The organism is Nocardioides sp. Root151 (assembly GCF_001427925.1).
In the GTDB taxonomy this organism is placed as follows: Bacteria; Actinomycetota; Actinomycetes; order Propionibacteriales; family Nocardioidaceae; genus Nocardioides.
Window position 1 is genome coordinate 232,452 of sequence record NZ_LMGG01000005.1, and the last position, 17,647, is coordinate 250,098.

The 17,647-nt window shown below is 69.4% G+C and carries 15 protein-coding genes; 3 read left to right on the plus strand and 12 right to left on the minus strand.

The features are described 5' to 3' along the window. Nucleotides 1–313 precede the first annotated feature (313 nt). Together ASD66_RS25355 and ASD66_RS25645 are read right to left on the minus strand one after the other, a co-directional pair. A complete protein-coding gene (locus ASD66_RS25355; protein WP_235530133.1) occupies nt 314–1,450 on the minus strand; it encodes a helix-turn-helix domain-containing protein in 1,137 nt (378 codons plus the stop codon). Nucleotides 1,451–1,473: 23 nt separating this feature from the next. After that, entirely contained in the window at nt 1,474–2,580 is a 1,107-nt protein-coding gene (locus tag ASD66_RS25645) for a LuxR C-terminal-related transcriptional regulator (RefSeq protein ID WP_082563877.1), read from the minus strand. Nucleotides 2,581–2,886: 306 nt separating this feature from the next. Between ASD66_RS25645 and ASD66_RS16210 the strand changes: the two genes are divergently transcribed. Beyond that, entirely contained in the window at nt 2,887–3,420 is a 534-nt protein-coding gene (locus tag ASD66_RS16210; RefSeq protein ID WP_156388744.1) for a hypothetical protein, read from the plus strand. Further along, nucleotides 3,417–3,929, plus strand: a complete 513-nt coding sequence (locus ASD66_RS16215) for a hypothetical protein (RefSeq protein ID WP_056683538.1) — start codon at nt 3,417–3,419, stop codon at nt 3,927–3,929. The genes ASD66_RS16210 and ASD66_RS16215 overlap by 4 nt, the downstream gene beginning before the upstream one ends. A gap of 5 nt (nt 3,930–3,934) precedes the next feature. Here the strand turns inward: ASD66_RS16215 and ASD66_RS16220 are convergent, their stop codons facing one another. After that, on the minus strand, nt 3,935–4,861 hold the full coding sequence (locus tag ASD66_RS16220; protein WP_056683541.1) for an NAD(P)H-dependent flavin oxidoreductase: 927 nt from the start codon (nt 4,859–4,861) through the stop codon (nt 3,935–3,937). A 155-nt stretch (nt 4,862–5,016) separates the two neighbouring features. Between ASD66_RS16220 and ASD66_RS16225 the strand changes: the two genes are divergently transcribed. Further along, on the plus strand, nt 5,017–6,213 hold the full coding sequence (locus ASD66_RS16225; RefSeq protein WP_056683544.1) for a TetR/AcrR family transcriptional regulator: 1,197 nt from the start codon (nt 5,017–5,019) through the stop codon (nt 6,211–6,213). 32 nt (nt 6,214–6,245) lie between these two features. On the opposite strand, the gene ASD66_RS16230 is transcribed toward ASD66_RS16225, so the two are convergent. From ASD66_RS16230 to ASD66_RS16270, 9 genes are all read right to left on the minus strand, one after another. Next, nucleotides 6,246–7,013, minus strand: a complete 768-nt coding sequence (locus ASD66_RS16230; RefSeq protein WP_056683548.1) for an enoyl-CoA hydratase/isomerase family protein — start codon at nt 7,011–7,013, stop codon at nt 6,246–6,248. Then, complete coding sequence (locus ASD66_RS16235; protein ID WP_056891604.1) at nt 7,010–8,797, minus strand: acyclic terpene utilization AtuA family protein; 1,788 nt, start codon at nt 8,795–8,797, stop codon at nt 7,010–7,012. Before ASD66_RS16235 ends, ASD66_RS16230 begins: the two co-directional genes overlap by 4 nt. Continuing rightward, complete coding sequence (locus ASD66_RS16240) at nt 8,794–9,603, minus strand: TIGR03084 family metal-binding protein (RefSeq protein WP_156388745.1); 810 nt, start codon at nt 9,601–9,603, stop codon at nt 8,794–8,796. The genes ASD66_RS16235 and ASD66_RS16240 overlap by 4 nt, the downstream gene beginning before the upstream one ends. Beyond that, a complete protein-coding gene (locus ASD66_RS16245) occupies nt 9,600–10,358 on the minus strand; it encodes an enoyl-CoA hydratase/isomerase family protein (protein WP_056891605.1) in 759 nt (252 codons plus the stop codon). Before ASD66_RS16245 ends, ASD66_RS16240 begins: the two co-directional genes overlap by 4 nt. Further along, nucleotides 10,355–12,352 carry a biotin carboxylase N-terminal domain-containing protein gene (locus tag ASD66_RS16250; RefSeq protein ID WP_056891606.1) on the minus strand — a complete coding sequence of 666 codons (1,998 nt, stop codon included), beginning with the start codon at nt 12,350–12,352 and terminating at the stop codon, nt 10,355–10,357. The genes ASD66_RS16245 and ASD66_RS16250 overlap by 4 nt, the downstream gene beginning before the upstream one ends. Nucleotides 12,353–12,363: 11 nt before the next feature. Further along, nucleotides 12,364–13,962 (minus strand): acyl-CoA carboxylase subunit beta, encoded by a 1,599-nt coding sequence (locus ASD66_RS16255; RefSeq protein WP_056891607.1) that lies wholly within the window; start codon nt 13,960–13,962, stop codon nt 12,364–12,366. 121 nt (nt 13,963–14,083) lie between these two features. Then, the gene (locus tag ASD66_RS16260; protein WP_056683566.1) at nt 14,084–14,311 is read right to left on the minus strand and encodes a hypothetical protein; all 228 of its coding nucleotides are present in this window, start codon (nt 14,309–14,311) and stop codon (nt 14,084–14,086) included. Then, complete coding sequence (locus ASD66_RS16265) at nt 14,308–15,360, minus strand: peptidyl-prolyl cis-trans isomerase (RefSeq protein ID WP_056891608.1); 1,053 nt, start codon at nt 15,358–15,360, stop codon at nt 14,308–14,310. Before ASD66_RS16265 ends, ASD66_RS16260 begins: the two co-directional genes overlap by 4 nt. Further along, nucleotides 15,357–17,645: an RND transporter gene (locus ASD66_RS16270; RefSeq protein WP_082599564.1), complete on the minus strand. Its 2,289-nt coding sequence runs from the start codon at nt 17,643–17,645 to the stop codon at nt 15,357–15,359. The genes ASD66_RS16265 and ASD66_RS16270 overlap by 4 nt, the downstream gene beginning before the upstream one ends. Nucleotides 17,646–17,647 lie beyond the last annotated feature (2 nt).

Sequence of the window (17,647 nt, forward strand, 5' to 3'; positions counted from 1 at the left end):
ACGGCACGGTGACGGCGCCCTCGTCGCTGGTGGACGGGGCCGCAACGCTGGCCGCGCCGGTACCGGCGCTGACGAGACTCGCCGTCCACGCCGCCGACACGACACCGAGGACCACGAGAGCGGCGCCCCGATCTGCGTGGCGTCGTGCCCGTCGAGTGATGGTGCGTGCTCCGGACCGACGAGGTCCTTGGATGTGCCTGCTCATAGTTGCTTCCCTTTCGCTGCCGCACTCTCAGCGTCACGGAAGTGTGGTGTGAGCCACATCGCTCGGGAGGAGGAGATCCCTCACCCGAAGAGGCAGGGCCGGCGCCGGTCAGCTGACGGTCGTGCCCGCCACGCACGCGATCGCCTGGGCCCGGTTGGCCACGCCCAGCTTGCGCAGGATCTGCTTGACGTGGGACTTCACCGTGTCCTCGGTGATCACCAGGCGTGAGCCGATCGCTCGATTGCTGGAGCCCTCGACGATCAGGTGCAGGACCTCGACCTCGCGGGTGGTCAGCTCGGAAAGGACCTCCGGAGCAGCCGGCAGTCTGCCACTGACTCCCAGCAGGTCGGTGCCCGGGGCAGGGTCCATCGTGTCGAGTGCGGACCCCAGCACCGACTCGACCTGCGCGCGCTGGTCCCGGACCCGCTCGAGCAGCACGAGCCGTTCGTGGATCCGGGTGAGCCCCTCGGCAAAGGCCCACAGGACGTCACGATCGACCTGGTCCACGCGCCGCGACGTGGGGAAGTGGTCGGCATGGAGGAATCCGCCGACCGACCCCGCAGCCATCAAAGGAGCCACCACGTAGGAGGTCGACTGCCCCGACTCGATGATGATCTGGCGGTGCACGGTCGCGCTTCCGGTGTCGTAGACCGCTGCCGGCCGACGTTCCGTCAGCAGCAGGGTCTCGGGCGTGTCCCCGCGCAACGCGATACCGGTTCCGATCCACTCGGAGAACCACGACGAGTCGCTCTCGGTGAAGAACGCCGTGCTGGGCACCCACGAACCGTGGTCGACCCGGGAGAGGACCACCCGCCCGAAGTCGCAGCGGTTGACGATCTCCTCGCAGACGGACTCGAGCATGTCGACCGAGTTCGGCAGGGTGCGCAACCGGGAGAGTCCGTCGCCGACCGACTCCAGGCGACGGGTGCTCGAGAGCAGCTCCTCCTGCTGGAGCTCGAGCACCAGCTGCTGCAGGTCCAGGGCCAGCAGGTAGAGTCGACGCGCGGTCAGCTCGTCGACGGGAGCCGACAACTCGGCCCGTTCGGTGCAGAAGCGGGCCAACCTGGACAGGCGCGCCGGCGAGGTCCGGTCGCACCCGGGGTCGGTGACACCGGGGTCGGGGACCATGGTGTCGGGGTCCGCGTGCAGTGCGTCGGTCAGGTCAGCACACAGCTCGGCAGCACGCCGGCGGAGCCCGCGGTCGAAGTGCGTGTGCCCGCCGCGACGCGGCAGGGCGAAACTCACCGCTCGGGAACGGTCGCCCGGGATCATCGGCGCTCACCTGCCGCGAGGTACTGGGCGATCGCCTGCGAACGATTGGTCGCCTTCATCTTGCGGAGGATGTGCTTGACGTGCGACTTCACCGTCGTCTCCGAGACTGTCAGGCGGTCGGCGATCTGGGCGTTGGTCGCCCCACCGATCAGGAGCGCGAACACCTCGCGCTCCCGCGTCGTGAACCGGTCCTCGATCCGGGCCGGCCCCAACTCCCCGGTCGCGGGCGCGTTGCTCCTCGGACTGGGCACGGCGAGGGTCACCGGAGAGCTCGTCAGGTCCTCCACCGCCTGCTCGGCCGCAGCCAGGGCCGACTTGATGTGCTGCTTCTGGGCCATCAGCTTGTCGAGGAGGGCAAGTCGCTCGAGGATCAACCCGACTCCGTTGGCGAATGCCCGCACCGCGGCGACGTCGCTGTCGACGATGGAACGCCCCGAGGCGTCGGTGTCGACGTGGAGCAGCCCGAAGACCCGGTCTCCGGTCAGGATCGGGGCCACGATGTACGACGCACTGCCGCCGACGTCGTGGAACGGCGCGAAGGTGCGCGACTGGACCGCGGTGTTGCGCACCAGCGCCGGTGCCCTGCGGCGCAGCGCCTCGGCCTCGACCATGCCGCTGGCCAGTGCGATCCGGTTGCCGCGGAGCAACTCGGCCATGGCCTGGTTCTGGTCGCTCCCCGAGTCGGTGGCGTGCCAGGCGACGGGGAGCCACGACGAGTCCTCGACCCGCGACACGAGCACCCGGTCGAAGTCGCACCCCCAGGCGAGCTCGGAAGCGGCCGAGCGCAGGACCTCATCGACGGTCCGCGCGTTCTGCAGCCGCTCGAGGGCTACGTTGACCCGCCGGGCAGCCAGAAGTGGCTGCGCCATCAGGTGCTGGACGGTGTCGGTGACTGCCGCGACCTCACCGGCCAAATCGGCCAACGACGTCGGGGCGTCCGTGGCCCAACGTTCCGCGGCCCTCTCCAGGACCTCGACGTCGGGTGAGCCCGGTGGCAGGTGCGAGACGTCGAGGAGGGAGCGGATCGTGGCCGAGAGTCGGACCCTGCGCTCGTCGATGTCCACCGGCGACAGCGCCGGAGGGGAGTCCGCAGTTCGTGCCATGAGTCGCACCCTTCGAGGCCACTGAAGTTACTTACCGTTTACTTTCTGTTTACAGTTTCAGTGAGGAAGGTCATACTGTCAACCAGTAAAGGCGCCAAAACCCGACACTAGGTTACGTCGGCGAAGATTGGGAATCTCTCCCAAATGGTTAGCCCCGTATTTACTTACAGGGTCGCCCAGCCGCCCCGAACGACGTTGGGCGGCGTGATCAAGGAGCCGAGGAGTCAGATGTCTGTCCCGCCAGATCCGGGGTTCGTAGAGCACAACGACCCACCACAGCCCGAAGTCACGGCCGACGAGAAGGACTTGTCCCTATCCGGCCTCTCCCGGGTGGACGTACGTCGAGCGGTCGGACTCACCCTCACCGCTCTGCTGGTCGTGGGCGTGCTGGCCAGCGCCTTGCTCGCCTGGCAGGCCCGGGGTGAGGAGACCTCGCCGACGGACGGCCGCGCGGCCGGACGCGACGCCGCCGTCCAGGCCGCGACCGACGGGTTGAAGGCCTTCCACACGATCGACTACCGCGACCTCGACGGGTTGATCGACACGTGGTCCGACGTCACCGCCGGGCAGCTGCACGCGATGGTCGGCAAGGGCGAGAAGGCCGTGTTGCGCGACCTGAAGAGGTCCCGCACGGTGTCCACCACCGAGATCGGGCGCATCGCCCTCAGCTCGTACGACGCCGACGCGGGCGAGGCACGTGCGGTGGCCCTCGTCACGATCCAAACGAAGAAGAAGGGCACCGAGAAGACCACACGGGTCACCGAGTTCCTGTGCTTCGTGGAGCGTGGATCCGACGGCTGGAAGCTGTCGGCGATGCAGAGGCTGGGAGGTCAGTCGTGAGGTTCCGGCCCCCGCAGTCGACAGGCGCCCTCGCCGTCCTCGCCATCCTCGTCCTCCTGGTCACCGGGCTCGGGGTGGCCCTCGCGGTCAGGGGAGGTGACGATCCCGAGTCGGTGGAGAACGTGGCGTTCCTCGACGACGGGACGACCGAGCTCGTGATCCAGGACGTCGAGCAGCTCGTGAAACAGGTCTTCTCGATCGACCCCAAGCGCGTGCGCACCACGCGTCGCGCAGCCGAGGCTGCACTCGTTGACGAGGCGATCAACGAGTACGACCGCCTCTACAAGCCCTTCCTGGCCCAGGCCAGGAAGGGCGGACTCAGTCTCACCACCACCCCTCGCGCCATCGGGGTCGTGGAACTCACCGGTGACGACGGGCGCCTGCTCGTGCTGGCCGAGCAGACGGCCACCTCGCCGGACGGCCGGAGCACGACAGGCGAGGCCCGCTTCGAGCTCGACGTCGTCCAGCAGGGTGGAACGTGGAAGGTCTCCGGGATCGAGCTGCTGTGAGGGGGTCAGCCCGCACCGAGGGCCGACAGCCCGATCAGCGCCTCGTCGTACTCCCGGCGCACCCGAGCCACCAGCTCGTCGACGGCAACGACCTCACGGATGCTGGTGACTCCGTGTCCCGCACTCCACACACTAGGGTCGGCCACGAGCCGTTCCTGCTGGAAGTCACCTGCGCTCACCGGCCCGGCCTCACGGCCTTCCAGCCACTGGGCGAGCAGGCTGGCCGGGAGTCCGCCCACCTGGTCGCTGAGCCGGACGTCGTCCATGCTCGCCTCCACGACGGCGGAGCGGTACTCCTGCGACGCGAGGCTCTCACGGGTGGCGATGAACGGGGTGCCCATGTAGGCGAGGTCGGCACCGAGCACCCGGGCGGCGAGCAGCGCCACGCCGTCCGAGACCCCACCCGCAAGGACCACCGTTCCGGCGAAGAACTCACGCACGGCGCGCACGAAGGCGAAGGGATTGGCCGCGCCGGTCTGGCCCCCGGCGCCAGCCGAGAGCAGCACGAGCCCGTCCACACCGGCGTCGGCAGCCTTGCGGGCCTGGGCCAGCGTGGCGACATCCGCATAGACCTGACATCCCGAGGCGTGCAGGGTCTCGAGCACCGGGGTCGGCGAGCCGACACTCGTGATCACGAGCTCGATTCCGTGCTCCACCAGGCAGGCGGTGTCCTCGTGAAGGCGAGCGTTGGTCCGATGCACGACGAGGTTCGGGGCGATGGGTGCCGCCGGGGCGTCAGCCAGGTCGCGCCTCATGCCGGACAGCCACGTGTCCAGCTCCGCCACGTCGCGGGCGTTGTGCGTCGGGAAGGACCCGATCACGCCGTTGCGGCACGCCGAGACGACCAGCTCGGGGCCGGAGACCCCGGTCATCGGGGCGGCGACCAGGGGGACGGTCAGACGACGTCCGAAGTCGGTGGTGGCGGTGCTCATGCGGACCTCCAGGCAGCAGAAGTAAATGGTGGGCGGCATGACAGTAGGAGCCTCGCCGTACCGTTGATTCCCCATCCTAACCGAAAAGTAAATCTTGAGTAACCTCACGATCATCTGTTTGGATGGTTGCGGAGCATGATCAGGGGAGACCGGAGATGGTAGTGACAGCACGGCCGGCGCCGGCCGCACCTCGACGACGTCCTCGAGACCGCAAGCAGCAGATCATCGCCGCAGCGGGCGACCTCTTCTACCGCCACGGCTACGCCAACGTGAGCACCGGCCAGATCGCGGAGTCCGTCGGCATCACGGCCGGGGCCCTCTACCGCCACTTCTCGAGCAAGCAGGACCTGCTGGCCCACGCACTGACCGACGCGTTCGAACGCGGCACGGACGCCGTCGGGGATGGCGAGCCACCGCCCCTCGAGGACATGGTCGCCGAACTCGCCACGACGGCCGGCGTACGCCGCGACCTGGGCGTTCTGTGGAGCAGGGAGACCCGACACCTCGAGAGCGGGCGCCGAGCAGAGGTGCGGGCGCGCTTCTTCGCGTTCGTGGCGCGGTTCGCCGCACAGCTGCACGCCAGGCGGCCGGAGATCTCGCTCGATGACGCGGACCTGCTCTCCTGGTGCGTCCTCGCGGTGCTGACCAGCCCCTCGTACCACCGCACCCCGATGTCGGAGAGCGGGGTCAAGGACCTCCTGCAGCGCAGCGCCCTGGCGGTCGCGTCCGCGCCGATCCAATCCACGCCCATCGACTCGGCCACAGCGGGCGCCAGGGTGCGAACCGGCCTGCAGCCCCACTCGCGCAAGGAGGCGATCCTCGCAGTCGCCACCCGGCTCTTCAACGAGAACGGCTACCAATCGGTGACCATGGACGACATCGGCGCCGAGGTCGGCATCACGAGCACGGCCGTCTACAAGTACTACCCGAGCAAGGCCGACCTGCTCTCGGCGACCATCGCCCGCGCCTCCGTGCCCCTGCAGCTGGGCCTGAACAATGCCCTGGCCGCGGCCTCGACCCCCGAGGAAGCGCTGCACAAGGCCCTGGCCGCGTACGTCGACTTCGCCATGGTCCACCACGACCTGCTCGGCATCCTCGTCTCCGAGGTGGGCAACCTCCCGAGCGACCATCGCCACGACGTGCGCCGGTCTCAGCACGACTACGTCGCGGAGTGGGTGCGCCTGCTCACCGAGACCCGGCCCGAGCTCAGCACGCCCCAGGCCCGCTACCTCATCCAGGCGATGCTCACCGTGGTCATCGACACCTGCCGCACCCAACACCTCAGGGAACGGCCGAGCCTTCCCGAGGACCTGCGCCTGGTCACCACGCGAATCCTCGCCGTCGAGCTCTGACGCCCTGTTCGTCCGGCCCGGGCACGCGGGGGTCAGCGTTCGCGGAAGCCCTCGAAGGACTTCTGCGCCGATTGGGAGCCCAGGACGGAGGCCTGGCTGAGGGCCTCGAGCTCGAGGGACGACTGCAGGGTCCCGCCCGTGCTGGCGTTGAGCAGCCGCTTGGTCATCGACATCGCCATCCGCGACTGGGCAGCGAGGCGGTGGGCGAGCCCGGTCGCGGTCGACAGGGACTCCTCGGCACTGGGGACCACGAAGTTGACCAAGCCCAGTCGCTCGGCCGTGCCGGCATCGATCTCGTCCGCGAGCAACATCAGCTCCTTCGCCTTCTGCATGCCCACGAGCCGCGGCAGCAGATAGGCACCACCGAAGTCGGGGACCACACCGCGCCGCAGGAAGACCTGGCAGAAGCGGGCGTTCTCGGAGCACACGATGAGGTCGCACGAGAGGGCCAGGTTGAACGCGCCGCCGTAGGCGATGCCGGCCACGCTGGCGACCACCGGCAGCGGACTGTTCCAGATGGTGAGGGCAGCACGCTGGTAGGAGCGCATGAAACGGATCATCGCGTCGTCGTCGCGGCTCAGTCCCGCCTCGAGGACTCCTTCCGCGTCGCCACCGGAGGAGAAGTGCTCGCCCTCGCCGGTCAGGACCATGGCGTGCACCCGGTCGTCCCGCTCCGCTGCCACCACCTCGTCGCACAGCTGCTCCGCCGTGGAGGCACCGATCGAGTTGATCCGCGAGGGTCCGGACATGGTGAGCACCCTCACCGGGCCGTCGTCACGGACCAGGATCTCGGTGCTCATCGTCGGCTCTCTTCCAACTCGATCAGCGCCACCGGCACGTCGACGTGTCGCGAGCGCAAGTACTCCCCCAGGCCCTTGGCCTGCGGGTCGGGTCGGGCGGTCTCGGCGACGCCGGCGCCCAGGAGGCCCACGACGACGAAGTTGAGGGCGTTGAGCCGGGGCAGCGCCCATCGCCGGATCTCGAGGTCTGCGGCCTCCGGCAGCAGCTCGCGGAACCGCTCCACGGTGAGGTGGGCGTCGAGCCAGGCGAAACCGCGCTCGTCCTCGGTCCAGATGCCGACGTTGGCGTTGCCCCCCTTGTCGCCCGAGCGCGCACTGCACACCGTGCCGAGCGGGACCCTGCGGGTCTCACCCGCGATCGCTGTGACGTCGGTCCCGAGGGCCGACACCGGCTGGGACTCCACGGGGGTGGCGGTGGGTCCGTGCGGCACCACTCGTCTGGTGCCGTCGGGCAGCACCACGCTGTGCGTCACCACGTCGAGAGGCACGAGCGTCGGCCAGTAGACGCCGTACGCGCTGGCGTCGGCGGGCGGTGTCGTGGTGTGGAACCCGGCGTACCCGCCGACCGCGAGCTCCATGGTCGCGTTGGCGAACCGTCGCCCCACCTTGTTCTTGTCCGCCGACTTGACGGTCACCCGGAGGTGGGCGGTGGCCTGCTCGTTGGTCTCCGCGTCGGGGCGGTCGAACCGCAGGAGCCGTACGTCGACCTCGTCGAACGTGTCCTCCCCACCGAGGACGTCGAACAGCTGCGCGCGCGCCCAGTCCGCCTTCGCCTCGATGTCGAGGCCGGTGAGCACGAGCGTCATGGTGTTCCGGTAGCCACCGAGCTGGTTGATCGCGACCTTGAGGTCGGGCGGTGGCGCGGTGCCGGTGGCTCCGGAGATGAGCACGCGGTCGGGGCCCTGCTGCTCGAGGCGGAGGGTGTCGAAGTGTGCGACCACGTCGGGGTTTGCGTACGCCGGGGACTGGATCTCGTAGAGCAGCTGGGCCGTGACCGTGCCCGGAGAGACATGGCCGCCGCTGCCGACCTGCTTGGTGATCACGACCTGACCATCGGCAGCCACCTCCGCGATCGGGAACCCGGGACGGCGTTTGTCGGGGACGGCCGGCAGGCGCGAGTAGTTGCCACCCGTCGCCTGGGGCCCGCACTCTATGACGTGGCCGGCCGCCACCGCGCCGGCGAGGGCGTCGTAGTCGCTCCGGTCCCAGCCGTGCCACCACGCGGCCGGCCCGACGACCAGAGAGGCGTCGGTGACCCGGGGGCACACCACGATGTCGGCGTCGGCCCGGAGGGCGTCGACGATGCCCCACGCGCCCAAGTAGGCGTTGGCGGTCACGGCCTTGGTGTTCGAGTCGGCCAGCGCCTTGCCGGTGTCGAGATGGGTCAAGGGATGTCCGGCCGCGACCAGCTCCGGCAACCGGTCGGTGAGGTCGTCTCCCTCGATCCACGCGATCCGCGGGGACAGCCCCAAGGTGGCGGCCAGCTCGTGCAGCCGATCGGTCAGGCCCTCCGGGTTGAGCCCCCCTGCGTTGCTGACGACCTTGATCCCGCGATCGAGGCAGGTCCCCATCACCCGCTCCATCTGGGAGAGGAAGGTCTTCGCGTAGCCACCCGAGGCGTCCTTCTGCCGCGCCTTCCAGAGGATCAGCATGGTCAGCTCGGCGAGGTAGTCGCCGGTGAGCACGTCGACATCGCCACCCTCGAGCACCTCCCAGGCGGCGGCGACCCTGTCGCCGTAGAACCCCGAGCAGTTGGCGATGCGGACCGGACGACGATTGTTCACGAGATCTCCTTGGCCAGCAGTGAGGGCGGCCGCCCGTCGGAAGGTGCTCCGGCGAACGCCTGGGCGATGGACATCCATTCGGCCGCCGCGTGCCCGCGGACGACCAGGTCGGTGTCCGCCACGTGGCGGCGCTGGGTGACCACGAAGCAGAAGTCGAGCGCGGTGCCCGTCACGGACTGGGCGGCATCAGGCGGACCCCAGGTCCACCGGTCCCCGTCGGGCGCCGCCAGGTCGATGCGGACCTCCGCCTCGGGCGCGGGCCTTGCGCGGAGCACGTAGCTGAAGGCGCGTGTCCTCACCCCCAGGTGAGCGATGTGTCGAAGCCGGCTGGTGGGCACGCACTCCACGCCGAACGTGTCGGAGATGTCGAGACCGTGCGCCCAGGTCTCCATGAGGCGTGCCGTCGCGCAGCTCATCACGCTCATGTCCGGGCCGTACCACGGCACCCGATCGCGCGCTTCGGCCTCACCGAGGACCTTCAACAACGTCGCACGGGAGTCGGCGAACCAGTCCGCCAGGTCCACGACCGGTGTCTCGCGGAAGCGCTCGGCCACCCGATCGGGGAAGTCCGGCCCGAGGGCCATCAGTGTCTCGGCCTCGCGTCGGAACCGGTCAGGCTCGGTGATCGCGATGATGGCCGCCTCGTCGAAGAACGCCAGGTGGCTCACCTGGTCACGCACCGCCCAGCCGGCTGCCGGTGTGGCCAGCTCCCACTCGGAGGCGCTCAGGCCCAGAAGGAGCCCGGCCAGGTCGGTGGTCTCGGCCGCCAGGTCGGTCACCATGTCATTCAGGGTCACGGCGGTCATCGTCCCTCCCATTGGGGTGCTCGCTTGTCGCGGAAGGCCGCCGGGCCCTCCTGGGCGTCGGCGCTCAAGTAGACGGGTTCCCAGATGCGCTCCGCCTCGTCAAAGGCTTCCGCGAGGGGCATCTCTGCGATCAGCCGGACGGTGCGCTTGCCGGCCATCACCGAGAGCGGCGCATTGGCGGCGATCCGCTCGGCGAGCTTCTGGGTCTCCTCGACCAGGTCGTCCGCGGCGACCACCTTGTTGACGAGGCCGACCTCGCGGGCGCGCTCGGCACTCATCATGTCGCCGGTCAGAAGGATCTCCATGGCCACCCGCGGCGGCACCAGCCAGGAGAGCGGAGCGGCCCACGGGGCACCGCGACCGACCTTGACCTCACTGATCGCGAACCTCGCGGTGTCAGAGGCAATGCACAGGTCAGCGGTCTGGGCGAGCAGGAAGCCACCGGCCAGGGCCACCCCGTTGACGGCGGCGATGGTCGGCTTGGAGACCTCGATGTTGCGGCCGAACTGAGGCACGAAGTCGATCGGCGGGACCGTCAACGCGTTGTCGGCCATCTCTTTGAGGTCGCCGCCGGCGCAGAACGCCTTGTCCCCGGCGCCGGTCAGCACGAGCACCTTGGCGGCATCGTCGGCATTGAAGCGCCTGACGCCGTCGAAGAGGCCGTCGCGGACCTCCTTGTTCAGCGCGTTGCGGGCATCCGGACGGTCGATGGTCAGCCAGGCGACGCCGTTGCGAACTTCGTAGGTGACGCTCACGACTCCTGCTCCTCCACCACCGCGAGAACGGTGCCGAGCTCGACGGCCTGTCCGACCGAGACGTCGATCTCGGAGACGCTGCCGTCGACCGGGGCAGAGACGCTGTGCTCCATCTTCATCGCCTCGAGCACGACGACGGTCTCGCCCGCCTTGACGGTGTCACCTGTCTCGACCGCGATCCTGACGACGGTGCCGGGCATCGGCGCGAGCAGGGATCCGGGGGCACTCTGCGAACCCGGTTCCGGGAACCGGGGCGACTCGATGAGCGTCGTTGCACCAAGCACACTGTCGACGAACGCGATGTCGTCGACGCGACGCACGGTGCAGGTACGGCGCACGCCGCCGACCTTGAGGTCCACCACGTCCGGCGATGCACTGAGCACGGTCGTCCCGGGCTGGGCCTCGCCGTTGACACTGACCTCGATCGCACCCCGCGAGTAGCGGTAGCGCACGTCGTACTCATCGCCGTCGAAGCCGTAGACGGCCTCCTGGAAGCCGCTCGGCACATTGCGCCAGCCGCTCGGCACCTGTCCGAGGACGCGCGCGGTCTCACGGCGGGAGGCCTGGTCGGCCAGGGCAGCGGCGATCGCGTGGACGGTGACCGTCTCGGGAGCCCGCCAGGACTGCGCGAGCGTCATCGGGTCGTGCCGACCGAGGTAGCCGGTGTCGATGGTCCCGGCCGCGAACTCGGGCTCGCGGAGGATGCCGACCAGGAGCTCACGGTTCGTGACGACCCCGTGGAGGCGGCTGTCGGCCAACGCCCGGGCGAGGGTACGCCGGGCGTCGTCGCGGCTGGGTCCGTGTGCGATCACCTTGGCCAGCATGGCGTCGTAGTGCACGCTGATCACCGAGCCGTCGACCACTCCGGCGTCGACCCGGATGCCGGGGAGGTCGGGCACCGAGAATCCGTGCACCGTGCCGGTGGCGGGCAGGAAGCCTGCGGCAACGTCCTCGGCGTAGAGACGCACCTCGATCGCGTGCCCGTTGATGGTGGCGTCGAGGGCCTCCTCGGGCAGGGGATTGCCCTCGGCGACCAGCAGCTGCAGACGGACCAGGTCGAGGCCGGTGATCATCTCGGTGACCGGGTGCTCCACTTGGAGACGCGTGTTGACCTCGAGGAAGTAGAACCGGCCGTCGGAGCCCATGACGAACTCGGCGGTGCCGGCGCCGACGTACCCGATCGCCTTGCCTGCGGCGATGGCCGCAGTGCCGAGCTCCTCACGGAGCGCCTCGTCGACGACCGGTGACGGCGCCTCTTCGATGATCTTCTGGTAGCGACGCTGGATCGAGCACTCACGCTCGAACAGGTGGACCACGTTGCCCTGGGTGTCGGCGAAGATCTGCACCTCGATGTGGCGAGGCGAGTCCAGGAAGCGCTCCAGGAAGATGGTGCCGTTGCCGAACGAGGTCACGGCCTCGCGACGCGCGCCCTCGACGGCTTCCAGCAGTCCGTCGGCGTCGTTGACGATCCGCATGCCGCGGCCACCACCGCCGTACGCCGCCTTGACGAGCACCGGGTAGCCGATGTCGGAGGCCACCCTGGCGGCCAGGGCTTCGCCATCGATCGACGCGTCGTCGGAGATGGTGACCTGCGGAAGAACCGGTACGCCGGCGTCCGCCATGATCTTCTTGGCCTCGATCTTCGAGCCCATGCTGTCGATCGCCTCGGGGGGAGGACCGACGAAGATCACACCGGCCTTGGCGCACTCGCGAGCGAAGTCGGCGTTCTCGGAGAGGAAGCCGTAGCCCGGATGGATCGCGTCGGCGCCGGTCGCCCTGGCCGCCGCCAGGACGAGATCGGAGCGGAGATAGGTGTCACCGGGCGAGGTGCCGGGGAGATGGACGGCCTCGTCCGCCTCGTGCACCCACGGCGCGTCGGCGTCGGCGTCCGAATAGACGGCGACGCACGCGATGTCCAGGTTGCGGGCCGTGCGAATGATGCGCGAGGCGATCTCGCCCCGGTTCGCGATGAGCAGCTTGCTGATGGTTGCCATGGGTTCCGTTCTCACATTCGGAAGACGCCGTAGCCGCGTCTGCCCTCGATGACCTGGGTGTGCACCGCGGAGAGCGCCATTCCAAGCACTGTGCGGGTGTCGCGCGGGTCGATCACGCCGTCGTCGTACAGCCGGGCGCTGGTGAAGAACGAGTGCGACTCGGCGGTGATCTGCTCCTCGATCTGCTTGGTCTTGATGGCGTCGGCCTCGAGGTCGAACTCACGGCCGGCGGCCTCAGCAGCCTGTTTCCCCACGATCGACAGCACGCCGGCGAGCTGTGACCCACCCATCACGGCGAGCTTCGCGTTGACCCACGTGAACATGAAGCGCGGGTCGTAGGCGCGGCCGGACATGCCGTAGTTGCCGGCGCCGAAGGAGGCCCCGATGTTGATCGTCAGGTGCGGCACAGTGCTGTTGGTGACGGCGTTGATCATCTTCGCGCCGTCCTTGATGATGCCGCCCTGCTCGTAGTCCTTGCCGACCATGAAGCCGGTGCAGTTCTGCAGGAAGACCAGCGGGATGTCGAGCTGGTTGGCCAGCATGATGAACTCTGTGCCCTTCTGGGCCTCCTCGCTGAACAACACACCACGCGCGTTGGCCAGGATGCCCACCGGGTAGCCGTGGATCGACGCCCAGCCGGTGACCAGGCTGCTGCCGTAGAGCGGTTTGTACTCGCTGAAGCGGGAGCCGTCGACCACGCGGGCCAGGACCTCCTTCGGGTCCACCGGCACACGGAAGTCCGCGGCGGCGATGCCGAGCAGCTCGTCCTCGTCGTACAACGGCGCGTCCGGCTCGTGGCTGGGAGCCGGGCCGTGCTTGCGCCAGTTGATCTCCGACATGATCTGTCGCCCGATCCGCAGGGCATCGCGTTCGTCGACCGCGAAGTGGTCGGCCAGGCCGGAGACCCGAGCGTGCATGTCCGCACCGCCGAGCTCCTCGTCGTCGGACTCCTCGCCGGTCGCCATCTTGACCAAGGGCGGGCCACCGAGGAAGACCTTCGCGGCGTTGTCCACGAGCACGGCGTAGTCGCACATGCCGGGCACGTAGGCGCCACCGGCGGTCGAGTTGCCGAACACGAGGGCGAGGGTCGGAACACCCATGCCGGAGAGCTCGGAGAGACCCTGGAAGATCTTGCCCGCGGCCACGAAGAGCTCGGACTGGGTCGGCAGGTCGGCACCACCGGACTCGACCAGGTTGATCACCGGCAGCCGGTTGGTCTTGGCGATGTCGAGGGCGCGGAGGTTCTTGCGCAGCGTGTAGGGGTTCATCGTTCCGCCGCGGACCGTCGGGTCGTGGGCAATGATCACGCACTCGACACCGGAGACGACGCCGAGGCCGGTGACGATGCTGGCGCCGACGGTGAACTGGGTTCCCCAGGCCGCCAACGACGAGAATTCGAGGAACGGCGCGTCACGGTCGAGCAGCAGCTCGATCCGCTCCCGGGCCAGCATCTTTCCACGGGCGCGGTGCCGGTCGCCGTACTTGGCCCCGCCACCGGCGCGCGCCAGGTCGAGTTGCTGATCGAGCTCCGCGAGAGCCGCCTCCTGGACGGCGCGGTTCTCCTGAAACTGATCGCCGCGGGGGTCCACGGCCGTACGCAATGTCGTCAACGTCTTTTCCTCCTGCTGTACGGCCACCGGAACCGGTCGGCCTCACACTGGAAATGGTCTCGATTTCGCCGAACGTCGGCGTCGTCGTCGGGGAGGTTGTTACCCCTCCCAAAGGGGGGGATCAGCGGCTGTCCAGCACGAGGTTGACCGCCAACACGACGGCCCACGTGGCGAAGAGCAGGCCGATCAGGAAGCACGACCTGGCGCCCCGCTTCAGTGAGCGGAGCTCCTTGTCCCGTCGGGCCATGGACGGTCGTTCGGGGACGAGCTCCTCGACGTTGCGCAAGCCCCACAGGCTCAGTGACACGAAGCCGGCTGCGACGAGGGCACTGATCAGGACCGGGGTCATCGGTCTTCCAGGGTCCCGGGGTTGACACCGGCGTCGGCCGGCGGCTCGTCGGCGTTCTTCGGGCGGTAGTCGTCGGCGTACTCGACGTCGGCGTCCTTGATCTCGTCCTTGAGCCACTGTCGCCAGGCCTTGAGTGCTGCCTCCGAGCGGGCTGCGTCCGCGACCTGGTCCTTGACCCTGGCGAAGGGCATGGCCCGCCCGGGAGTCACCGCGACGACCCGGCCGACGTTCCAGCCGTAGGGCGTCTTCACGGGTCCGAAGACGCGGCCCTTGCCCGCTGCGAACGCCGGCTCGGCGAACGCCTCGTCGAGCTCCGCCGCGGTGACAGTGCCCAGGTCACCGCCCTTGTCGCGGGTCGCGTCGTCGAGCGAGACCTTGCGTGCCACGGTCGCGAAGTCCGTCCCGCCTCGTACTGCGGCAACCACCGTGCGGGCGTCCTTGCGGTTGCTCACCACGATGTTGCTCAGGCGACGCTGCTCCGGGAGGGCGAACCTCGACGGGTCGTCGTCGAAGTAGGACCGCACGTCGTCGGCGCCGACTCCGTCGACCGCGTCCTGGGTGATCTCCCGGAAGAGCAGGGCGATCGCCTGCTGGCGCTTGATCTCCTCGAGTACGTCGTCCTCGCTGATCCCGAACTTCGCCAGCAGCTGGTTGAAGTCCTTGCGCGGGTCGGCCAGCTGCTCCTCGAGCATCGCGGCGAGCGTGTCACGGGCGGACTTGTCGGAGATCACGATGTCGTGCTCCTCGGCGGCATCGTCGAGGATGAGGCTGACCGCGACGGCCTTGGCGGCGTCTCGCTGGAAGGTGTCCTGGTCGTCGGCCGCGGCGGGCTTCTGGATTCCGTACAGGGCACCGAGCGCGTCGACCCGCTCGTCGAGGTCGTGCTGGGTGATCACCTGGCCGTCGTACTCGAGGACGGCGTCGTCGGGCAGGCCGGTGAACATGCGGTAGCCGGCACCCGCGCCGACGGCGACCACCGCCACCAGGGCGACGAGTGCCCCGACCCGGGTTCGCGTGCGTTGCGGCAGGGAGAGCTTGGGGATCTTCACAGCTTCACCTTCATTCGAGTCGGTTCGGTCTGGTTGACTGCGGGCGCGGCCACCGGCATCGGGGAGGTGGTCAGTCGCATGACCTGTGCGGCCAGGAGCGACAACCCGACGGTGGCCGCGAGGAAGAGCCCGAAGTCACGAATCACGGCCAGCCCCGAGACGATCAGTGCCAGGTAGCCGGACGCAGCGGCAGCGGCGGCGACCAGGACCGCACGGCGTACGACGGTGCTCCGTGGGCCGACTCGCCCGGCGCCGAGCAGGACACTGAACTCGCAGGCCGTGGCGGTGGCCAGGCAGCCGAGGGTGACCGTCAACGGCGTGAGTGAGACTCCCAGGAACCAGGCACCCGCCAGGCCCCAGCCGGTCGCCAGTGACGCGGCGCCGACCGCACGGAGGGCGTCGGCCCGTCGGCGGAGTCCGATGAGCAGCACCAGGCCGGCCGCACCGATCCCGGCGAGGCTTGCCAGGTAGCGGTCCTGCGACACCAGCTCGTAGCTGCGTCCGGTCACGACCGGGAGCCCGGCGAGATCAACGGTGGTGCCGTCCGGTGGCGGCGGGAGCGCTTCGCGCAGGTCCCGGAGCAACTGCTGCTGCTCGCCCACGTCATCGAGCTCGATCCCGAAGCTGAGCACGGCCTGGCGCCGGTCGTCGCGAATCACGGAGCTGCGGAGGTAGTGAGGCATCTGGTCGAGCCCGGCCTGGATCTGGGAGACCGTGGGGTTCTCACCGAGGAAGGCCAGGAGCGAGGGAGGGCTGGCCACGGGGTGCAGCCGATCCCCGAAGCGGCGCAGCGTGATCTCCTGTGCACGGTTCATCCAGGCCAGGTTCGCGGGCGTGAGCACGTCGTCCCCGCGGACGAAGACCTGCACCTCACCGGCCGAGCCCAGCACCCCTTCGGCGTACGTCGCGTCGTCGAGCTCCGGGACGCCCTGGGCCAGCTGCTCCGGCTGGGCCGCGATGTCGAGGTGCGGCAGTGCCAGCCACCCGACCAGCCCGATCGCCCCTGCGCCCATCAGGACGCCGAACCGTGCGAGCGGCGACAACGCCCTGCCGCGCACCGGCACAGCGGCCGGCTCGAGGGTCGCCTCGGGCACGTCGGGCAGTTCCGCGGAGCGCGGGGCCAGCTTGCTGATCAGCAGGCCGAGGGCCACGGCGATGAGGACGCCGGTGGCCAGTGCGATGCCGAGGTCTCGGACGAAGGGGACCGGGGAGATCGCCAGCGACAGGAAGCCCGCCGCTGCGGCGACGGCAGTCACGATGACCCGGCGACGGTCGGCGCCGCGGAGCAGGTACGCCGGGAAGTCGCTGCCGGTGCCCATGATGATCGGCAGGAACGCCACCACGCCCAGGGACAGGGGGTGGTCCAGCCAGCCGAACAGCGCGAGCGTGATCGCGGTCGCGCCCAGTGTGGCCACCAACGGAAGGAGCCGTGCCCGGCGACGGGAGAGCCACGGGAGGAAGGCGTAGCACGCCCCGATCAGGACCAGGGCTACCGAGCCCAGGAGCGGGATCTCGTGCCGCAGCATCCCTCCGAGACCCGAGGCGATCACCGGCATGCCGGTGACGGTCACCTTGGTGGTCTGGAGCCCGGCGTCCCCGACCGCCTTCTTGGTGCGCTCCACGAGTCGTTCGGTGGCCGCCTGGTCGAGGCCCTCGCGGGGCCGGACGACGATGGCGATCGCATTGGGACGGGGCACGACGAAGCGCCACTGCTGACGCGGCTCGCCCTCCTCGTCGAAGACGACCGCGCGGACGAAGCCGGGGTTGCGCAAGGTGGGCAGGCCCGCGGGCAGGCCCTTGGCGAGCAGGCTGCCGTAACGGACGTCGAACTTCGCGACCGCCGCGTCCGCCGCCTTGGTCGCCTCGGCCTTGCTCGCTCCGGCCGCCCGGGCACGTTGCTCGGCGTCCGCTCGCAGTCCGTCGCGGCGGCCCGAGATCGTGGCCAGCATGTTCTGGGCCTGGCCGGCGACCTGGTTGAGCACGGTGCCGGGGCCGTAGACGACGGCGACGTCGGGCAGGCGGGAGAGTTCCCCCTCGAGCCCGACCAGCGCGGTGATCTGTTCCCGACCGAGCAGTCCTCCGGACTTCTTCGACTCCGCAACCACGACGATCGGGTCACCCCCGAACGAACGGGCGGCTTCGAGACTCGCCTTCTGGCTCGGGTCGTCCAGCGACAGGAAGGAGGCGCTGGTGGTGTCCGTGCGCACCTGGCTCAGACCGATGCCCACCATCGCGATCGCCATCGCGATGAGCACCAGTCCGAGCAGGCGACGCAGCGGAGTCACGG

Bases quoted from the DNA above. Each gene is read 5' to 3' on its own strand.
- ASD66_RS25645 (WP_082563877.1), bottom strand. From the start codon at position 2,580: ATGGCACGAACTGCGGACTCCCCTCCGGCGCTGTCGCCGGTGGACATC.
- ASD66_RS16250 (WP_056891606.1), bottom strand. From the start codon at position 12,352: ATGGCAACCATCAGCAAGCTGCTCATCGCGAACCGGGGCGAGATCGCC.
- ASD66_RS16225 (WP_056683544.1), top strand. From the start codon at position 5,017: ATGGTAGTGACAGCACGGCCGGCGCCGGCCGCACCTCGACGACGTCCT.
- ASD66_RS16220 (WP_056683541.1), bottom strand. From the start codon at position 4,861: ATGAGCACCGCCACCACCGACTTCGGACGTCGTCTGACCGTCCCCCTG.
- ASD66_RS16230 (WP_056683548.1), bottom strand. From the start codon at position 7,013: ATGAGCACCGAGATCCTGGTCCGTGACGACGGCCCGGTGAGGGTGCTC.
- ASD66_RS16240 (WP_156388745.1), bottom strand. From the start codon at position 9,603: ATGACCGCCGTGACCCTGAATGACATGGTGACCGACCTGGCGGCCGAG.
- ASD66_RS16260 (WP_056683566.1), bottom strand. From the start codon at position 14,311: ATGACCCCGGTCCTGATCAGTGCCCTCGTCGCAGCCGGCTTCGTGTCA.